The sequence below is a fragment of the Mycoplasmopsis felis ATCC 23391 genome (assembly GCF_000701865.1).
In the GTDB taxonomy this organism is placed as follows: domain Bacteria; phylum Bacillota_I; class Bacilli_A; order Mycoplasmatales; family Metamycoplasmataceae; genus Mycoplasmopsis; species Mycoplasmopsis felis.
This window is the reverse complement of sequence record NZ_JNKA01000006.1, coordinates 13484-32405: the sequence shown is the minus strand read 5'-3', so window position 1 is coordinate 32405 and position 18922 is coordinate 13484. Positions and strand designations below refer to the sequence as shown.

General features: G+C 22.2%; 20 protein-coding genes and 2 tRNA genes. 12 read left to right on the top strand and 10 right to left on the bottom strand.

What is annotated here, in order from left to right; all coding sequences use genetic code 4:
* Window positions 1-8: 8 nt before the first annotated feature.
* Together T405_RS01130 and T405_RS01125 are read right to left on the bottom strand one after the other, a co-directional pair.
* Window positions 9-84 (bottom strand) — tRNA-Lys (locus tag T405_RS01130).
* A gap of 7 nt (window positions 85-91) precedes the next feature.
* Window positions 92-177 (bottom strand) — tRNA-Leu (locus T405_RS01125).
* Between the two features lie 90 nt (window positions 178-267).
* Between T405_RS01125 and T405_RS03710 the strand changes: the two genes are divergently transcribed.
* The 5 genes from T405_RS03710 to T405_RS01100 all read left to right on the top strand — a co-directional run bounded on the left by T405_RS03710 (window position 268) and on the right by T405_RS01100 (window position 4865).
* Window positions 268-1344, top strand: coding sequence for a hypothetical protein (locus T405_RS03710; protein WP_051619523.1), 1077 nt, complete (start codon window positions 268-270; stop codon window positions 1342-1344).
* 187 nt (window positions 1345-1531) lie between these two features.
* Window positions 1532-2410, top strand: a complete 879-nt coding sequence (locus T405_RS01115; RefSeq protein ID WP_036430249.1) for an apolipoprotein L family protein — start codon at window positions 1532-1534, stop codon at window positions 2408-2410.
* On the top strand, window positions 2400-3092 hold the full coding sequence (locus tag T405_RS01110) for a hypothetical protein (RefSeq protein ID WP_036430247.1): 693 nt from the start codon (window positions 2400-2402) through the stop codon (window positions 3090-3092). The genes T405_RS01115 and T405_RS01110 overlap by 11 nt, the downstream gene beginning before the upstream one ends.
* A gap of 215 nt (window positions 3093-3307) precedes the next feature.
* Entirely contained in the window at window positions 3308-4345 is a 1038-nt protein-coding gene (locus tag T405_RS01105; protein WP_036430244.1) for a hypothetical protein, read from the top strand.
* A 25-nt stretch (window positions 4346-4370) separates the two neighbouring features.
* Complete coding sequence (locus T405_RS01100; RefSeq protein ID WP_036430242.1) at window positions 4371-4865, top strand: hypothetical protein; 495 nt, start codon at window positions 4371-4373, stop codon at window positions 4863-4865.
* A 43-nt stretch (window positions 4866-4908) separates the two neighbouring features.
* Here T405_RS01100 and plsY read toward each other — a convergent pair whose 3' ends face one another.
* A complete protein-coding gene (plsY, locus tag T405_RS01095) occupies window positions 4909-5649 on the bottom strand; it encodes a glycerol-3-phosphate 1-O-acyltransferase PlsY (protein ID WP_036430240.1) in 741 nt (246 codons plus the stop codon).
* Window positions 5650-5712: 63 nt separating this feature from the next.
* Between plsY and def the strand changes: the two genes are divergently transcribed.
* From def to T405_RS01060, 7 genes are all read left to right on the top strand, one after another.
* Window positions 5713-6276 carry a peptide deformylase gene (def, locus tag T405_RS01090; protein ID WP_036430238.1) on the top strand — a complete coding sequence of 188 codons (564 nt, stop codon included), beginning with the start codon at window positions 5713-5715 and terminating at the stop codon, window positions 6274-6276.
* Between the two features lie 9 nt (window positions 6277-6285).
* Window positions 6286-7470, top strand: a complete 1185-nt coding sequence (locus tag T405_RS01085; protein ID WP_036430235.1) for an ARMT1-like domain-containing protein — start codon at window positions 6286-6288, stop codon at window positions 7468-7470.
* An 11-nt stretch (window positions 7471-7481) separates the two neighbouring features.
* Complete coding sequence (locus T405_RS01080; RefSeq protein ID WP_036430233.1) at window positions 7482-8360, top strand: MSC_0882 family membrane protein; 879 nt, start codon at window positions 7482-7484, stop codon at window positions 8358-8360.
* Window positions 8360-8944: a DJ-1/PfpI family protein gene (locus T405_RS01075; RefSeq protein ID WP_036430231.1), complete on the top strand. Its 585-nt coding sequence runs from the start codon at window positions 8360-8362 to the stop codon at window positions 8942-8944. Before T405_RS01080 ends, T405_RS01075 begins: the two co-directional genes overlap by 1 nt.
* Window positions 8945-9000: 56 nt before the next feature.
* Window positions 9001-9687 (top strand): PQ-loop domain-containing transporter, encoded by a 687-nt coding sequence (locus tag T405_RS01070; protein ID WP_036430229.1) that lies wholly within the window; start codon window positions 9001-9003, stop codon window positions 9685-9687.
* Between the two features lie 102 nt (window positions 9688-9789).
* Window positions 9790-12288 carry a CCDC158 family protein gene (locus tag T405_RS03705; RefSeq protein ID WP_051619522.1) on the top strand — a complete coding sequence of 833 codons (2499 nt, stop codon included), beginning with the start codon at window positions 9790-9792 and terminating at the stop codon, window positions 12286-12288.
* Window positions 12272-14626 carry an alpha-amylase family glycosyl hydrolase gene (locus T405_RS01060; RefSeq protein ID WP_036430227.1) on the top strand — a complete coding sequence of 785 codons (2355 nt, stop codon included), beginning with the start codon at window positions 12272-12274 and terminating at the stop codon, window positions 14624-14626. Before T405_RS03705 ends, T405_RS01060 begins: the two co-directional genes overlap by 17 nt.
* A 161-nt stretch (window positions 14627-14787) precedes the next feature.
* Here T405_RS01060 and T405_RS01055 read toward each other — a convergent pair whose 3' ends face one another.
* The 7 genes from T405_RS01055 to T405_RS01025 all read right to left on the bottom strand — a co-directional run bounded on the left by T405_RS01055 (window position 14788) and on the right by T405_RS01025 (window position 18841).
* Complete coding sequence (locus T405_RS01055) at window positions 14788-14994, bottom strand: hypothetical protein (protein WP_036430225.1); 207 nt, start codon at window positions 14992-14994, stop codon at window positions 14788-14790.
* Window positions 14995-15620: 626 nt separating this feature from the next.
* Window positions 15621-15971 carry a hypothetical protein gene (locus T405_RS01050; RefSeq protein WP_036430223.1) on the bottom strand — a complete coding sequence of 117 codons (351 nt, stop codon included), beginning with the start codon at window positions 15969-15971 and terminating at the stop codon, window positions 15621-15623.
* A 56-nt stretch (window positions 15972-16027) separates the two neighbouring features.
* Complete coding sequence (locus T405_RS01045; protein WP_036430221.1) at window positions 16028-16258, bottom strand: hypothetical protein; 231 nt, start codon at window positions 16256-16258, stop codon at window positions 16028-16030.
* 496 nt (window positions 16259-16754) lie between these two features.
* Window positions 16755-16982, bottom strand: coding sequence for a phosphopantetheine-binding protein (locus T405_RS01040; RefSeq protein ID WP_036430219.1), 228 nt, complete (start codon window positions 16980-16982; stop codon window positions 16755-16757).
* An 18-nt stretch (window positions 16983-17000) separates the two neighbouring features.
* The gene (locus T405_RS03700; RefSeq protein WP_051619521.1) at window positions 17001-17396 is read right to left on the bottom strand and encodes an MHO_1590 family protein; all 396 of its coding nucleotides are present in this window, start codon (window positions 17394-17396) and stop codon (window positions 17001-17003) included.
* The gene (locus tag T405_RS01030) at window positions 17380-18429 is read right to left on the bottom strand and encodes a hypothetical protein (RefSeq protein ID WP_036430217.1); all 1050 of its coding nucleotides are present in this window, start codon (window positions 18427-18429) and stop codon (window positions 17380-17382) included. Before T405_RS01030 ends, T405_RS03700 begins: the two co-directional genes overlap by 17 nt.
* Complete coding sequence (locus tag T405_RS01025) at window positions 18392-18841, bottom strand: MG284/MPN403 family protein (RefSeq protein ID WP_036430215.1); 450 nt, start codon at window positions 18839-18841, stop codon at window positions 18392-18394. Before T405_RS01025 ends, T405_RS01030 begins: the two co-directional genes overlap by 38 nt.
* Between the last annotated feature and the right edge of the window lie 81 nt (window positions 18842-18922).

The following is an 18922-nucleotide window of genomic DNA, read 5'->3' as shown; positions in this document are numbered from 1 at the left end:
TTCTGAAATGGTACGTCCTAGAGGATTCGAACCTCTGACCCAATGGTTAAAAGCCATTTGCTCTACCTGCTGAGCTAAGGACGCACAATTATGGTGCCCAAGACTGGACTTGAACCAGCACGGTCTTGCGACCGAGGGATTTTAAGTCCCTTGCGTCTACCATTCCGCCACCTGGGCATTTCTTTTTTGCTTTAATATTATAGCACAATAATTTAAATACAAACATAATTTTATTTATTTTTCTTGTATAAAATTTATAATTTATTTATGAAAAACACTCATCATCCTTTTTTAATAAATACAAATTCATTATATAAAAAGATTATCCAAGGTAGCTATGTTATAAAGTATAATAAATTAATATCGAGAGAAACTAATGATATAGACATTTTAATAATACCAACAAATAATTATGATTTAGATTTTATTCACACTGAAATAATTAAAGAAATTAATTTGATAAAAAGTATTAAATATGATTTTGATAGTAATTTGTTTATAAAATTTACAGATATTTCTTTAGATAAGAAAATAGAAATCATTTTAGCTAAATTTTTACCTAAAAATACCTATAAAAAAATAAACAATAAGATAAATATGGTACGACCAGAATATACTCTTTTAGCTAAGATTTTTCAGATATCATCATTACTATCTGATGATTATTTAACAAACGATAAATTTAATCTTAATAAATTAAATAATTCAATTACTGATCTACAGGTTTTATTAAAAAATAAATTGTTGGTTAACAAAACGAAGAAATTTATATTTAAATATCTTACCAAAATACTTATAAATAATTTTATTTTTGATTTTTTTTATAAAAATAAAGTTGATTTCCTTCTTTATAGTCAAAATATACACAAATTAAAAATATTAAATATACTTTCAAAAAGTAAAAATTTATCTTATGAAATAATTCACTTATTCAATTTATCTCGTATAAAAAAAGAAAAGTTACAGAATCTAATAATTTTAAATGATTATATATTAAGAAATAAATTAGTAATATTTGAACAAATAAATAAACTAAACGATACTAACCAAGTATTAAAAAATAACGCAGTTTGATTAAAAAACATAAAAAATTTCTTTGACCATTTTAAGAAACTTAATATTAAAAAAATAGAATTTAAATCAAAATACAATTTTTTTTGAAATAGAGAGTACATTGAAATAAGCCCTGCCTTTTCAAACAAAAAATATCTAAATGAAATTGGATTAAAATACAAATTTAATAATAATTTAAAAGATAATGAAATAGTTGTATACAAAAATAAGCAAAGTCAATATCTTTTAAATACTTTATATAAGTTGTTAGTTTTTTTAGTTTTTATATAGTTTTATATTTTTAAAGTAATTTATTTAAAGAAGATTTTTATATAAATTTAATATTTATTATATTCTAAATTAACAACCAACAAAAAATAAAAAAACTCCTTTATTTAAAATGTCCGAAAAACTTTCCCTCTATAATTTTTAAAAGAGTATAATTTTAATATAGATAAAAATAAAAGTTGGAGTAATTATGAAAAATATTGAATTAATTAATCTATTATCACTTGGTAATGTTATATTAACACCAAATTATAATCAAAATGAAACTAAAATAAAATTGTTTGATTCTGAAATTAAAGAACAAATTATTAATAATATTTTAATTAAAGAAGATATATTATTAGATTCTTTAAAAAAAATAAGTTTAAGTAAAAGAAAAACAGTATTAATTAATTATATAAATATTATGAAGTCATTTAATAGATTTACGTTCAAGCAAATTAATTATTTACTAAAATTGAAATTATTTAATAATGAACATGAAAAGAATAATTTCTCTTATATATATGAAACAAAAAGCAAAGTTCTCAATGAATATAAGTCTATGATTCCGAAAAGAAAAAGAAGAGCTATTTTATCAGAATACCAACAAGGTACCATAAAATCATGGTTAGATAAAATTAAAAAATTTACAGAAGATATAGATAAAACTATTTCACACAATAAAAGTTCTTCGAATACATTTAAAGGGGTCAGTTTAGGAGGTACTATTTCATTATTTGGTGCTTTAGCTGCTGCCCCATTTACAGGTGGAATTTCGCTAATATTAAGTTCTGGTGCATTTGTATCTTTAGGTGTTTTACTTTATGGAATTACTTATGATATAGAAAATAAACAATTAGAAGAAAAAAAGAATAAACTTTATAAACTTTATGATGAATTAGAACAGATATTAAGACGCTCTAAATATACAGATAATAAAACTCTAGAACAAGAATTTAAAGAAAAAATAAAAGAAATTATTTTCGAAATAAATTCTATCGAAGGAATAAAATTAAATATGGATGAGTTAAATTTTGAATCAAAAACAGAGAAAGCATTTCATTATATAATTTCAAATGGATACTAGACTTAAATTTTTATTAGAATCTCAATATTGTTTCAAGAAAATTAAATCTATATACAATTTTTCTATTGAGTTTTTTGCAGGTTTTTTATTATTAGGTTCTTTATTTTTATTTTTTAATATTCCTACATCTGATACTTCACTTATTATTTATACAGAATTAAAACATCATATATTATTTCAGCTAGCATTTAACTTTTTACCAATAGTTTGGTCTGTTTCATCAATTATTATTATTATTCTATTCAGAAAGAATTTTAAGAATAATACACATAAATTAAAAGAAGAGTATATTAATTTAGAAACACACTTAGAGGTTTTTTCAGAACATCCTTTGCTTAAATTTATTAATATAAAAACTGATGACAAGAATTCATTATTTGATTTCTTGTATAGAGGTTCCAAGGTTCTTTTAATACATTTTTGATTTTACTTATTTATGTATTTATTAAGTCCTATAATAATTCATTTCCTAACAACATCTTCAAATAGAACTCTTTTTCATATATTTTTCATTGAAATGCTTATTTCACTACCAAGTTTTATTATATTTTGAGTTAACATAAAAGTTTTTAAAAATTTAATATATGATTATGCTATAAATAATCATATGAATAGAAAATATGGACTTTGATATAAATATATAATTTATGGTTCAATAAGTCCAAAAGAACTACTTAAATAATGAAATAATTTATAATTCACAACAGTCAATATGTAAAATATATATTTATTGTTGTTTTTTTTATGCATATATATCTTAATATCTTTATATTTAAAATAAGTTGTTTATAATTAATTTAATAAAGGAAATCAATTAACAATGAAATTCAAAAAATTATATCGTTAACAATTTTATCAACGTCTTTGATAACCTCTTTGTCATGTACAAAACAAGAAATGATAAAAAAATCTGAAAATAAAGAATCAAATGTAAATACAGAAACTAATAAACCAAAAGAACCGACTAAAGAAATAGAAGATTTAAATCAAAGAGATACAAAAAAATTAACAGAAGAACAAGAAAAAGATAATAAAAAAGATTCAGAAAAACATAATAACAATCAAAAAACCGAATCTCTCTTAAATAAAACAAATGAAAATATAAACAAAGAAACAACGGAAGATAAAATACAAACAGATGAAAATGATTTATCTAACAATATAAATGATAATGGAAATAGACAATCCTTAAAAGAAAATACATCTGAACCAACAGATGAAGAACCAGATAATTCCTTAAATACAGATGATTTAAAAAAAGACACAAATTCTAATCAAAATGCTCTAATGAATAATCAAAGAATAATTTATGTAGGTAAAAGTCAAGATTTATCATCCATAAATCAAAATAGTGAAGAAGTATTCGAAGATATCAAGCAAGCAATAAATTTTGCTAAATCAGGAGATATAATTAAAGTTTTATCTTCTTCAGTGATTCAAACAGAAGGAATTTATAATTCGTTTACAATTAATAAATCTTTAACATTTGAAGGAGAAGATAACACTGATTTAAAAGAAATTAATATAAGGGGAAATAATTTAGTTTTAGGTGCAGATATAACATTTAAGAACATAAAACTAAATTTTACTGCAGAAAATGCAAATTCTAATATTTATCTATCTGGGTATAAATTAGTTTTAGATAATGTAGATACAGCTTTAAATTTTCAACAACGTAACGAAAGACCAAATATACATACAAATAATTTTAATAATAGTATTACAGGAAATAAATCAGAATTAATAGTTAAATCTGTGAATAATGAAACAAAATTTAAATCAATTTATACACTAACAAACCCAGCAATAAAAGAAGTCAAATTTATTTTTGAGAATCCATCCTTAGAAATTTTGAATGATTTTAATTTAGGACAAAGCGATGTTCCTATAAAATTAGAAACTCAAGCAAAAAAAACTCGGAAACTTAATTGGTAACCAAAACAAAGATATTCAGATAAAATTGTATTCAGATGGTAATTCTTCATATCATATTGACAATTTCAAAGTTCCACAGGGGACAAAACTTCTAACATTAAAAAATGTTGTTTTAAGATTATCTTCTCAAAATATTTTTACTGGATTAGGAAATGAAGGAGTTTTAGATTTAGGAATTAATTCTAGATTAGTAGTAAACAATTTTATAAATAATTTTGATGATGATTCTGATAATACTCAAGGATATCAATTATTTTTTAAAGAAATAAAAGGGGACGGAATCATTCAAATTCCTCCTAAGAATACAATTAATTTAGAATCTATGAAAAATAACATAAATATTGAAATATTTATAACAACTGAAGATCCAAATAATAATGAAATACTTTTAAATTCTGTAAATAATATTCCAGATAATGTTCAAGTTAATTTATCATTTACTTCATCAGAACCACTAAAACAAACAAGACTTATTAAAGAGAATAAACAATTTAAATTTAAAGTAGAAAATGATGATTAACAATTTAACAAAAAAATAAACTAAATGAATGCATTCATTTAGTTTATTTTCAAAACTTAATTTCTTTTTTGCGTTCAGTTTTATTTATTATTCTAACAAAATTTTCTCTATGAGCAAAACATACTAAAAATAGAATAGGTAAATAAACTATAAAAATAATTCAAAATCCTTGCATACTTACATTGTTAAAATAACCTAATATACCAGATGGTATTCAAGGTATCAAAATAAAAAGTCCAGTTATGATTACACTACTACAACTTGCTAGAGATACATATTTTTTTAGTCATAAAACAAAGTAGTATATAAATAAAAATATAGGAACTAAAATTATATTAATTGTAGCTAAAACTCCTATAGTTGATGCAACACCCTTTCCACCTTTAAAATTATAAAATAAAGGGAATATGTGACCAACAACATTACCTAAACCACCAATAGTTGGGTATAAATATAATTGAGAATTAACCAAACTAACTGCTTCAAAATCAACATTTGGGTCAGTATTAGGATTTACCAAAAAATCATTAATAGATTTTTGAATAAAAAATGCTATAACAACACTTAATATACTTTTGAATATATCTATTGTTAAAATTATAGATGATATTTTTGAACCAAAAACTCTTTGAGCATTAGTAGAACCAGCATTACCTGAATGAAATGTTCTAATATCTACCTTATAAAACAATTTACCAATTATTATTGATGTATTTAATGAACCAATTAAATATCCAAAACAAAAGAAAACAAAATTTGTTAAAATACTTAAAAAAACAACCATTTTATCTCCTATTATTATGTTATTATTTATATTTTATTATTATTATTATTATATAATTAAAAAATGAAAATTAATAAAGAATTTGATATTAAAATAGTAGAGTTACCAGAAAAAGTTTTAAGAAAAATGTCAAGTGATATTGATTTACCACTATCACAAGAAGATATAGAATTAGCAGAGAAAATGATTTATCACATAGATGACTCACAAAAAGAAAATTCAAAATTTAGGGCAGGAGTAGGTGTAGCTGCTGTTCAATACGGGATTTTAAAAAAAGTTTTTTATGTATTTTTGCAAGATGATAAAAATAATGTTATATTCAAAGATGTTTTATTTAACCCAAATGTAGTTATTAAGAGTGATAAATTAGTTGCATTAAGTGAAGGCGAAGGTTGTTTAAGTGTACCAGAAGACATACCAAATCAAGAAGGTTATGTTCATAGAAGTCAAAGAATAATAGTTGATGCATATAGTTATTTCAATAAAAAAATGATGAGATATGAAGTTTCAGACTATTTGGCAATAGTCTTCCAACATGAGTTAGATCACTTAAATGGTATGTTATTCATAGACAGATTACATAAAAAAAACCCATGAAAAAAACGCAAAAATGCAATTTATTTATAAAGGAGTCAAATGACAACAGATATATTAAGAGTTTTTTCAGAAACCAATGAATCAAGTCAATCTAACTTCTTAGAAAAAATAAAAACTCTTTTAAATTATTTAGGTGGTTCTAGTCCAGAAATATGATTACCTATAGTAATTTTTTTACTATTAATAATTTCATTTATGGTTGGTTATTTTATGGGATTCAAATATATTCCCTTTAAAATAGCTGCTTTAGGTTTTACAATTTTTATTTGTTACTTTGCATATGATTATTTGGTTGCTGAATTAGAGAAAAAAGATATTTATAGAGAATATAAAGATTTAATTCCACTGGTAATTACTTTATTTGCATTACTTACATATTGGTTTTGAAAATTTATATTTTTTATATTTATAGGAATTATTCATTTAGTTAGAAGAAAAAAAAGAAAACTTAAAAGTCAAAAAATATCACGTAGATTTAAAATATTCAAAGGAACTATATTCGGTTTAACAAATACAGTTTTAAGCATACCTGGCACATTTTTATTTGCTAATGTTTTATCTATTAAAGGTCAAAAAGATTCATATTTACAAAAAGGGACAAATTGATCAGTTGAATTAATGACATCAAAAAAAGGTTCATCTTTAACAGGATTGGTTACAATTTCCATAAATGGAATCGAATCAGTTCAAAGAATAGGAGAAATAACTGAATACTTTAAAAAACCTACCTCACAAAGAACACCAGAAGACAGACAACAAGTACTTAATGATTTAAAGAATTTTGGTATTCTAATCAATGATTCAAGAATTAGACCAACTATACTTAATTTAATTAATAAAAATGGTATGTTAGATTCTATTAAACAAGAAATAAATGAATCATTAAAAGATAAAATTTTAACCAAAATCAGAAGTGAAAAATTATTAGAATACGATGCTCAAAGAACACCAGAAGCAAAAAAAGAATATGTGAATAACTATATTTCAGAAAACATTCATAGATTATTTAAAGAATATGTAGTTAATGATGACACTAAACCACAACTTGAATTAGCTCAAAATATTTTTAAAGAACTAAAAGAAGACTCAAATAAAGATTTATTAAAAACAATATATGAAACAATCAAAGAACAAACACAAGGTTTAGAAGAAGTTTTATCTGTAGAAAAATTAATTAATGTTTTAACTGGTCAAATAAAAATTTATCAGTTTAACGATAATTAAGAGGTAGTTATATGTTTTGAAGTAAAACAAACAAACCAAATAATATTCAAACAAATGAACAAAAACAGGATATTCAAGTTGAAGTAAAAATAAATGATGACTTTCTAAAAATCATCAAAAAAGAGAAAATTATAAATAGAGTCAATGCATGATTTTGAACTATTATATTATTAACTACCTTGCTTTGTGTTTTTTTGAACTATTGATTTAATACAAGAATTAATGTTAATAACGGAATTTTTATTTATATTCTATTAGGTATTCCGTTTTTAATATCGATAGGATTGTCAATTAAATATGCAATAATAATTTCAGGTTGAAAAAAATCTGAAAAAAGATATTTAAAAGATCCAAGTCAAAAAAATATTGCAAACTCAATCTTTATGGATACTTATAAAAATTTAAATTTAAAAATAGTTAGGCTTAAATGATTGTTTGCAATATTTTCTACTTATTTATTATTATTCATATTAATTATTTCACTACTTTATTGACAAATAAAAAGTATTGAATTAGGCAAATTACCAGTTAAAGAAGGTGAACAAAATCCAACAGTCTTTTATCTTTCTATTGATTTTATACAGAAATTAGATGAAGCATTTGGGAACACAAAGAATTTTGTAATTATTAATTCTGTTGTTTTATTAGTTTCATTTGCATCAGTTATTGCTTTTGTGTTGTTTGATAAAAAAAGATTACAAGATTTATACCATCATTTAGGCGAAAACGAGAACACTATTAAATTTATCGAAACTGTTCAATTATTAAAGAAAAACGAAAATAGAATGTGATTAAAGATATATATAGTTATCTTTATTCTTGTTGTTTTATTACCAACAGTATTAATTATTTATTTAGTTTATAAAGGTTTAATAAGGAGAAGAAAATAATGAATTTATTAGTTGTACTTGAAGATAATTATAATGATATTGAATTAGTCACCCCATTATCTATATGAAAAAAATCTAATTGTTTTAATAAAATTACTTTTTATCATCCTAATTTAAAACAAATTCAAGGACAATTTGGGTATTCACTAATTAATACAATTGAAAATAATATTGATATAAATGAATATGATTTAATGTTTATTCCTGGTGGTAAAGCAGCAAATACATTAAGAAATAATCAAATTTCAAAAGATTTAATTAGTAAATTTTTCAGCTTAAATAAAGATATTTTAGCAATTTGTGATGCTCCAAATACTTTAAGAGAATTTAATGTAATAAATGATGAAAAATTTACAAGTTATCCAAGTGTATGAAGTTCTCAATATAGAATAGGAGAAAATTATACATCTAACTCTGTTGAATTATCAAATAAATTAATTACAGCAAAATCAGCTAATGTAGCAAAAGAATTTGCTTACAAAGTTTTAAATCATTATTTTGGTTTTGACAAAACTAAAGATACATATCAAGCTATTTCAGGGAATCAAGATATAACAGAATTAAAATCATTATTAAAAAACTAGTTAATCTAGCTTTTTAATAATGATTATTTTATTTAATTTTTGGTATAATTTCCATTATGGAACACTTTATTGTTATAGTAAGTTGAATAGTAGCATGTTTGGTAGCTTCTTTAGGTATACCACAACTAATATCACTTTTAAAAAGTAAGATAACAGGAAAAATAAATTTCATTTCATTTTGAATTTTTCATTTAGGTATTTTATTGTGAGTTATATGATCTTCTTTAGGTTCAGATTATTTATTAAGCACTTTTGTTGCCAACTCAGTGTGTTTAACAATTAATTCCATTACTTTATATTTTTTATATCACTACAAAAGGGAATTTAATAAAAATCAGAAACTAGCTGGATTGATAGGAATTCTTTTTGTGTATTTTATTGGAATAATTTTCTTTGTCTTAAAATTTACAATATCATACAGATGACAATCCGATGTTCAAACTACAATGTCACTAATATTCCCATCATTTACAACATTAGCTTTTTTACCTCAATTAATATATTCACTAAGAAAAAAAATATGAAAAGGTATTTCAATTTGAATGTATGTTTTATATGAAGTAAATAATTTGTTTTGAATTTTATATTGAATTTTAAACTTAGCTCATTTAGGTGTTCAAGGAGCATTAATTGGTGCTTTAATTTGACAAACTATTTCTTTCACATTATTCGGAATTCAGTTTTATTTTACTTTAATAGATTTATTAAAAACCAAAAAAGAAATGAAAAAAATATCTTATTAAAATTTCCCGATGTGGAAATTTTTCTATAACTTGATATATCAAAATAAATCCTATATATAGTTAAGAAAAATAACTAAAAATCAAAACATATATAATTTAAATATGAAGAAAATAAAATTATTATTAACTATAGCAACGGGTATTTCAACACCTCTTATCATTGTATCTTGCAAAGAAAAAAGCAATACTGATAGTACTAAAAATAATCAAACAATAAGTAATGAACAAAAGGAAATATTTGTTAAACAAATAGATGATTTAGAGCACAAATTAAGAGAAAATGAAGCAATTTTAAAAACAGAAAACAATTTAATCTCTTCTTCAAACCAAATATTTAACATTATTAAAGAAAGCAAAAACACTATTATTATTTTGAAAGAAATGTTAAATGATTCAAAAACAGAACATCTAGTATTTAATGATAAATTAACTAATTTTAAATCTACTTTATTGAATCTTTTTGGTTCTATTAATTTATATACTTCTTATTTAGAAAAATATAAATTAAATAAAGAAAATTTTGATGTTATTGTAAGTTTTATAAACACAAAACCACATTTAATTGACAATCAAATAATTAAAGATTTTATCAAGAAATATAATGAATTTAAATCCCTTATGAATTCTTGAAATTTATCTTCAAAACTAAACTCAACATATTTTGAAGGTTTACTAGAACTATATTCAAAAGCAAAAGCAGAATATGATAAACCAATTAATGATTCTGATTTAGAGAAAAACAAATCATCTATTTTAAAATTGATAGAAGATAAGGTTAATGAAATGAATTCTTTTGTAAATGAATTGCTAGATTCTAAATATTTGTCTATTAAAAATGCTTTATCAGAAAAAACAAATGAATGAAATAATATTAAAGATAATATAGACAATATTTCAATCGAAGAGTTAAGCAATTTATTTAATGAATTATCATCAATGTTAAATAATTCAAAAATAAATAAAAATAAAATTGATGAAATCAATAATAAATTAAGTGATTTAATATCTTTAATTAATGAGCATAAAGAAGTAGTAAAATCAAATAATCAAGAAAAATATCAAACAATAAACAATCAATTTATGACATTTTTAAATAACTTAGAAGAAAATTTAGATAGTCTTGATAATTTAGAAAAAATATCAAATAAACAAAATGAACTAATAAATAAATTTAATGAATATAAAGAAACAAAGAGCGACATAGATTCAAATGTAAGAAATTCAAAAATAAATCTAAGAAACAAAATTAATGAAATTACAGAATTTATCAATACACATCTAAGTTCTCAAATACATACAGACTTAAAAACTAAATTAAATGAAGGTAAAGATAAAGCTAAAAGTATTCTTGATAATTCTAATTCTAGCGAAGAACAAGAAGTAGATTCATTAAATGAGTTAAACACCTTATTTAATAAAGTTAAAGATGAAAAAGAACTACTAGATTCTAAAAAGACATTAGAAACTAAAATTTCAGAAGCAGAATCTTTAGTTAATCTTTCAAGAGATGATAAATCAAGTAATAAAGGTAATTATGAAACTGAATTTCTAGTTTTAGAATCAAAGATCAATGAAGCAAAAACATCTATAGAAAATAATACAAAAGAAGAAAATGAAGTTCATATAGAAAAAATTACTGTTGCTTTCAATATATTAAAAACTAAACATGATGAATGAATATCTTCAAAACAAACAATCAATTACAATTATGAAAATATTTGAACAGAATTAGGATTTACAAAAGAAGAAATAGATATTAGTCAATTAAAAGAATATGTTGAAAATTCAAAGACTAAATTTAATAATATTAAAGAGAGCATTAATTTAAATTCAACTGAAAACGACCCAAAAAATAAAAATAATTTTATTCCTTGAGAAGTAAAAAACAATGATTCAATTCTTGATTCATCAAATGTAAAAACATCAAATGATTTATATATGAATTTATTATCAGAATTAAATACATATGATCAAACTGCTTATAATGATATTATAACTAAGTTATCCAATATTACAGGTTTAAGGAATGTTTTAGGAAAGATATTTCGTTATGACACTTTTTCAACATTTAAAACAAGTGATAACAAGGAATATGTTATAGGAATAGACCACTTAAACGAATCTTCATTCAATAATGGTTATCATCCGTATAAAGAAAATGGTTCAGGCTTACATTTAAGAAAACTAGAAGATTATTTTGTCTTTGGTTTACCAGAAAACCAATTAACCAATAAAGGTGATGACATAAATTTTGTTAATTCTTTCATTGATACACTTTCGAATTCCTTAACACACAATGATACAATAGAAAATAAAAAACAAGAAGTTTTAAATAGAGTTAAAGGATTTATTGATAGTTTAATAAAAGACAAAGAAAACAAAAATATAGAAGAATTAGCAAATTTCTTTATTGAATATTATAATTCTTATTTAAATTTGGCAATTATTAAAAAAGAGTTAAATACTTTAAGTGCTCAAACTGGTAAAATACCTAAAAAAGATAATACAAGGTCAGAAATTTCATACCAAGACCTTATGTCAAGAATAGATTCATACAACAGAATAAATACTGAACAGGAACCAAATGAACAAGAAAATTAATTATTTTATCAAAAGATTAGGTCTTTTTTCAACTTTAACTATACCTTTTTTTGCTTGATCTTGTATAAAGAATGAACCTAAAAAAACAGAAATACCTAAATCTGATTCATTAGAAATTTTAGAAAGTATTGAATCGAATTCATCGACAAAGAAAGATCAAAGTGTTTTTTATTTAAAAACAAAAAACTCATTAGACTTAAACCAAGAATACATAATTGTGCTTGATGATTTTGAATTACCAATTAAAATAAAAGAAAGCATTTTTGAAAATCAATATTTTGCTTATAGCAAAAATATTGAATCTAAAGAATATGAATTTAAATATATTAAATTTAACGACAAAAAAATTACATTACCTAATCAAAAAACAACGAAAATGATCGTTCATGATTTTACTGAGGTTATTGACCCTAAACTTGATTTTGTAGAAAAGGAAAACCCAATATGAGATGAACTGAGTATTGATACTAACTTAAATAGAGTTCAAAACTATTCATTTGATGAAGAAAGAAAATTACCTTGAAACAATCAACTAGTCAAATTAAAAAAATTGAAAAACTGAGGCGATCCTTACTTTGGAAAAATAATTAAGGAAAAAAATTTAATTAATTTATCTTATGAAGATGAAGTCCAAAATCTTGAATATATTGCTCCATTTAAAAATATAAATAATTCTAATGTTATGTATCAATTAACTGTTTATTCTTTTGCTGATGGTAATAATGATGGAATTGGTGATTTTATAGGCCTTAAAGATAAACTGGATTACTTTGTTAATTTGGGTATTGACACATTATATTTATCACCTATTCATCCTGCTTCCAGTTATCATGGTTATGATGTTATAGATTATACAGATGTAGCTCCTGAATTAGGTGGTTTACAGGCATTCGAGGAATTTATAAAAGAAGCACATTCAAAAGGAATAAAAGTTGTTATTGATATGGTATTAAATCATACTTCATATGAACATCCTTGATTTCAACAAGCGCTTGCAGGAAATAAAGAATTTCAAGATTATTATTATTTTTATGAAAATGATGGTCAAAAAAGAAATAAAGAAGGACAAGATAATATCAGACAATATTTTAGAAATGTATATGACTTTATTAACACAAAAAATAATCCAATACCAACTACATTAAAATGAGTAGCAGAATTTTGAAGAGGTATGCCTGATTTGAACTTAAACAATCCAAAAGTTTTACAAGAGTTAGATTATATACATCAATTTTGAGCAGCAAAAGGTGTAGATGGTTTTAGATATGATGCTTTTGAACATTATTTTAAATCTGAAAATTCTAAGAAATTTAACACAAATGACCCAGAAAAAACAAGAAATTTATTTAACAGATGAAGAAACGTAGTAGAAAATACATATAAAAAAGCAAATGAAAATAATATTAACCGTACAGACTTAAGAACATTGTTGTTTGGAGAATGATGAAGAGACCCAGCTGAACCTATAATAAAAGATTATTGAGGAGAAAATAACGGAATTAGTTCAGTTATTGATGGTACAAAATGAAAAGGTATTACGAATGTTTCTTTAAACTGAAATGATGAAATTAATGTTATTAATAGTTTAACAAGAGATGGTTTTAAACATGAATGGATGCCTTTTTTAGATAATCATGATGTAGAAAGATGAATAAATAATTTTAAAAAAGAGTTTAATATACCAATCACTGTATCACCACATAAATTATCAGATTTAGAAGTTTCAGCATATGAATATGCAATGTTTTCATTATTATCAAGAGGTGGTGTACCTATTTTATATAATGGTAATGAGTTATTAATGCAAGGAGCAATGAAATCTCCTGACACAAATGTTCGTGAAGCATATAATTGAAAAGATTTGCGTCGTAGAGTGTTTTTTGCTGATACAAGAGATAATAGCAATGTAATATCTACAAAAGCCTCTTCTGGTCAAGGAACAATTGAAGACATTATAAATGATGAAAATTCATCATATCATAAAATATCTAAATTAATTAATCTTAGAAAAAAATATAAATCAATGAGAGAAATGGATGTTAAATATGTCACCAATCCAAATGATATTTTATGAATTTGAAATGATGAAACTAAAAAACTCTATGAATCAGAACTTACTGTGCGTAAAAATGATGATGGAACATATCTTTTAATTATTTACTCATGAGGGAATAGACCAATAGCTAATTTATCCATAAAGAATGAGTTTGAAATTACTGAAACACTATTTGAACAAAATTTAAAAATAGTTGAACCTAAACCAGGGGATGTACAAATCCACGGAACTGGAATAAGCAGATTAGGAATTTATTTAATATCTCCAAAAACAAGTTCATAGTTATAATTTTTATTATGAAATATAAACAGTTTAATGAATAAAAATATGATTGCAAAAAATCATATTTTTATTCAGTGTAATTATCTTGTACAAATTCTAAAACATCATTCTTTAGTGATTTTAAACTTGTTACTATACAATTTGTATTTATGACACCGATTTTAAGAGCAATTAATTTTTTTTTGATTATTTTTGTGATAGTAATCACCATCACATATTCCTACAAAAATACTATATTTTTTAGTATATTGCTTAGCATGTTCTAAAAAATTTTGTAAATCCTTAAATTGATTATCTTGCGCTCCACCTGATTCTTTTGTGTACTTATGACAAGCATAAAATTTAATATTTTTACCTTTTATATTCATTTCTCAATAAAAATCAATAGATTTTGTATGGTTATTAGTTGTAAGATATTTTTTCTTAATTATGTTACCTGATGATTAATATAAAGATTCATTAGAGTCTGTTTGTAATTTTATAAAGTTAATAAATTCTGGAATATGTTCTAATACATAATCTTTTACAACTAATTCATGGAAATTTTGTTTAAAAGGTTCTTTAATTATAGAGTTTAATAAGAACTCATTTTCATTAATTACTTGAACTAAATAATGAAAATCATAATTAAATCTTTTAGCATATTTTTTAATTTTTTCTTCATATTAACTTAAGTTTAGCAAAATATCTTTTTTATTTTTAAGTCTTATTTCGTTTTCTTTTTCTTGATATATATCCATTATTTTCCTTCTTTAAAAATTTTATAAGCTAGATTTAAAATGTTTTTAGCTATCTTATAGTTTAATCTTCTCCTATATTTTAAATCACTTCTTAAACCTTTAAATGCAGTGAGAAAAACATCATAAGTTTTTTTCTATAATCATTTAATAAATCATTGCTTAATTTTATGAATTCCAATAATTCATTATCACTTAATTTAAAGCCTGTAAATGATATTCTTGTAATAGACCTAGAAGAATGACTTATAGAGTTTTTATCTATTTGATTTCCAGGAAGAAATTTTATACTTGCTTCTTTTTGTGTTATCAACAGCATATAATCCTATTAAACCATCTGGATCATTAAATTGTCAATCAATATTTGTTTTATACTCAGAGAAATATTTTTTTAATTCAGAATAATAACCAATGTCAATTCCGTTTCTGACAATAAAAAAGTCATTTGTTTTTTCTTTGTTAAATAAAGCTAAGCAAACCGGTGTTTCTGTATCAGAAAACATCTTCATTTCTAAAGAAATAACACAATATAATCTTTCATGGTATTGACCAGAAGTAATAAATGATTCAGGTATAATGCAAGCAACAAAATCACAATTATTTAACATTTTGTCTAATGCATTTAAATATAAATCAGAATAATTGTTATCAAAATTTTCAATATTTATTTTTTTGCTTTATTTTTAGCTAAATATGGAGGGTTTGTTATAGCTACTTTATAAACTTTTGGAAATTCTTTGATAGTGTCTTGTATTTTAATATCAAATTCAGGCACTTTATTTTCTTTTGGTTGGTTTATATCAAAGCAATCCCAATTTAACGGCTGACTTAAATTTAATTCTTGAATTAAGTCAATTATGTTGTTTTCTCCGGCAAAAGGTTCTAAAAAAGTCATTTCAGAAACAGGTTTATCATAATATTTTTCAATACTTTTATATCATTTGAAGAAATAATTATTCTTAAAAGGATTAGTTATAGTAAAAAATCTACCATAGATAGTTTTTAATTGTTTTTAAGTTTTCCATAACTACCTCTTTTTAATAAATAACATAACTTTGTTTGATTTGAAGTTTATAAAATAAAAAATATTTTCTTTTATTTATACTTTAATTTTGTTTTACTTTCTTAATATTAATTTTATATTTACATATATATTCAAATTTATAATTTGATATAACATTTTTAATTTTATACAAATAATAATTATTATATATGTTTAACTGGTAAAAATTTTAAAAACTTAATCATATGTCATTCTGTATTATATTTATATGTATCTTATTTAATATTATAAAAGTTCAAAAAAGTACAAAAAATATTTAGAATTTTTGTACTTTTTTAACATAATAATTCAGTTCACATTAAATAATTTATTACGTTGAAAATTCATTTTATTGAATTTTGTTTTGAATTAACTCGATTACGTCTTTTACAAATTCAAGTTTTAAGATTTCAGCATCTGAAATACTAATATTAAATTTTTCTTCAGCTTCTATAACTAATTCTGCTAAATCAAGTGAATCAACACCTAACGAACGAATATTATCATTGATGTTAACTTTTTTTTTAGAAACTTTTTTAAAATTATCAAGTATTATTTCACTAATTTTTTCATTCATAAATTAAGTATACCAAAACTAAGTTTTTATTCTATATTTTTTAGATAATTCATAATCATTATTTTTGTACTTTATGAAAAGCAATATTTCTTTATTTGATATCTGATCGTAATCAAACTCTAAAAAACCAGCATTTGTAGGAAACCTTTTTATTATATCTTTAATAATTTCTTGTATTATTTCAGCATCTATATAATTTTCGTTTTCTAAATTTGTCTTTACAAATTTTTTAAAGTATTCACCATCTAATTTAGGAAAATTAACCGTAATTTCATTATTTGTATTTCTTTTTATATCATTATTTAAATAATCTCTATTTTTATTGGTTTTAAATAATGTAAAAAAAGTATAACCTATACCTATACAAACAAAACATATTATTAGTGATAAGCTTAATTTATATATCCTCTTCATTTCTTTTCTTATATCAATGATTTATTTTATATTGCTCTATATTCTTTAATATATCTAATTTTGCTAGATATTTCAGCTCATTTGAATCCAAGTGTAAATTATCTTCAGTAATATCTTCTATGATTACTGATTTAGTTTCTTTTTTAATGAAGTCTTTTTTTATATTAAAGTATTTATTTATTTTAAAATTACCATAATTCGTTTCTATTTTAAATTCTTGTTTAATATTACCTACAACATCATTTTTCAATTTTAGCCTACCATCTGCTGAAGAAACTAATAAATTCAGTTCTTTGTTGTTATTAAATAAAACTTCATACTTTAATTCATTATCTTTTAATTGATTATTATTATAAATTAAAGATATTTTATCTGTCTTATTATTGTCTAAGTTAGAAAAACTCGTATCAATATTTTTTATTTTGAAATCTAGTAATGAAGGAATTTTATATTTAGTAGATTTCTTTTCATCTTCTATAAATATAGTAATTTCAGATATTTTATTGTTTTGAATTTCTTTATTTATTGGCAATAAATTTGTATAAACATTCCAAAATTTAAATTTTTTAAGAATTTCATTACCAATAAATTTTATTGTATTTTTATATGGTATTTGGATTAAGTTTAATTCACTGACAGAATTAAAATTATTAATTTCTTGATTAACAATAAATTCTTTGATCCTTATCCTTCTTAAAACTTTATTACTTAAGTCCCTAAAAACAAGAATGATTACCTTTTCTTTTTTATTCAAAGGAACTAAAACATTTGTTTTTTCAGAATCAAAGTTAAATGTGTTTACATAATCTGAATCAAGATATAAATCGCAAAAAAATTTTTTTATATTTTCTTTTTTTTGGAAGTCAATTGATATCAGTGATTGCTCTTCGTTAAAAATAGGTATTAAATCTAATCCGAAATTTAATTTAAAATCTGTATCTAGAAATTCTTGTTCATATAAGTAATCAAAGTTAATTACTGATTTAATGAAATTATTATGTTGATATGATTGTGTTGTAGAAGTAATTAACAAATTGTGATACTGCTTCCTTTTTGTATTTGTAAAAAGTAGTTTTAGAAAAATGATCAGAATATCAAGTTGTGTTATGTTTTGTTACTTTATCTAAATAACATTTTTCTATTATTCAAGCATTTCTTGGTGTTAGATAGTTTAAAATTGTGTGAATAACATTATTTTTATCTTCTAAGCATTTTTCAACTTGCTGTATTTCTTTAGTTGTATCTTTCAATAAATATTCATTCTTAAACTTTAAACTTAGAAGTTTCTTAATCATTTCGTCTTTATAATTATCATAAGAATCAAAAAGTTTTTTCATCAGTGATAATTGAAAATTATAATTATCTTTATTTTTTATTAAATTTTCATTTGTTTCTTGTGTAACAAAAATGAATGGTGCTATATGTGTTTCTTTTTCTCTATTCATATTATTCCTTTTAATTTTTTATATATCCCTCCTTAACATATTTATAACACTAATATAAAAGTATTTGTTAAGCGGACAATA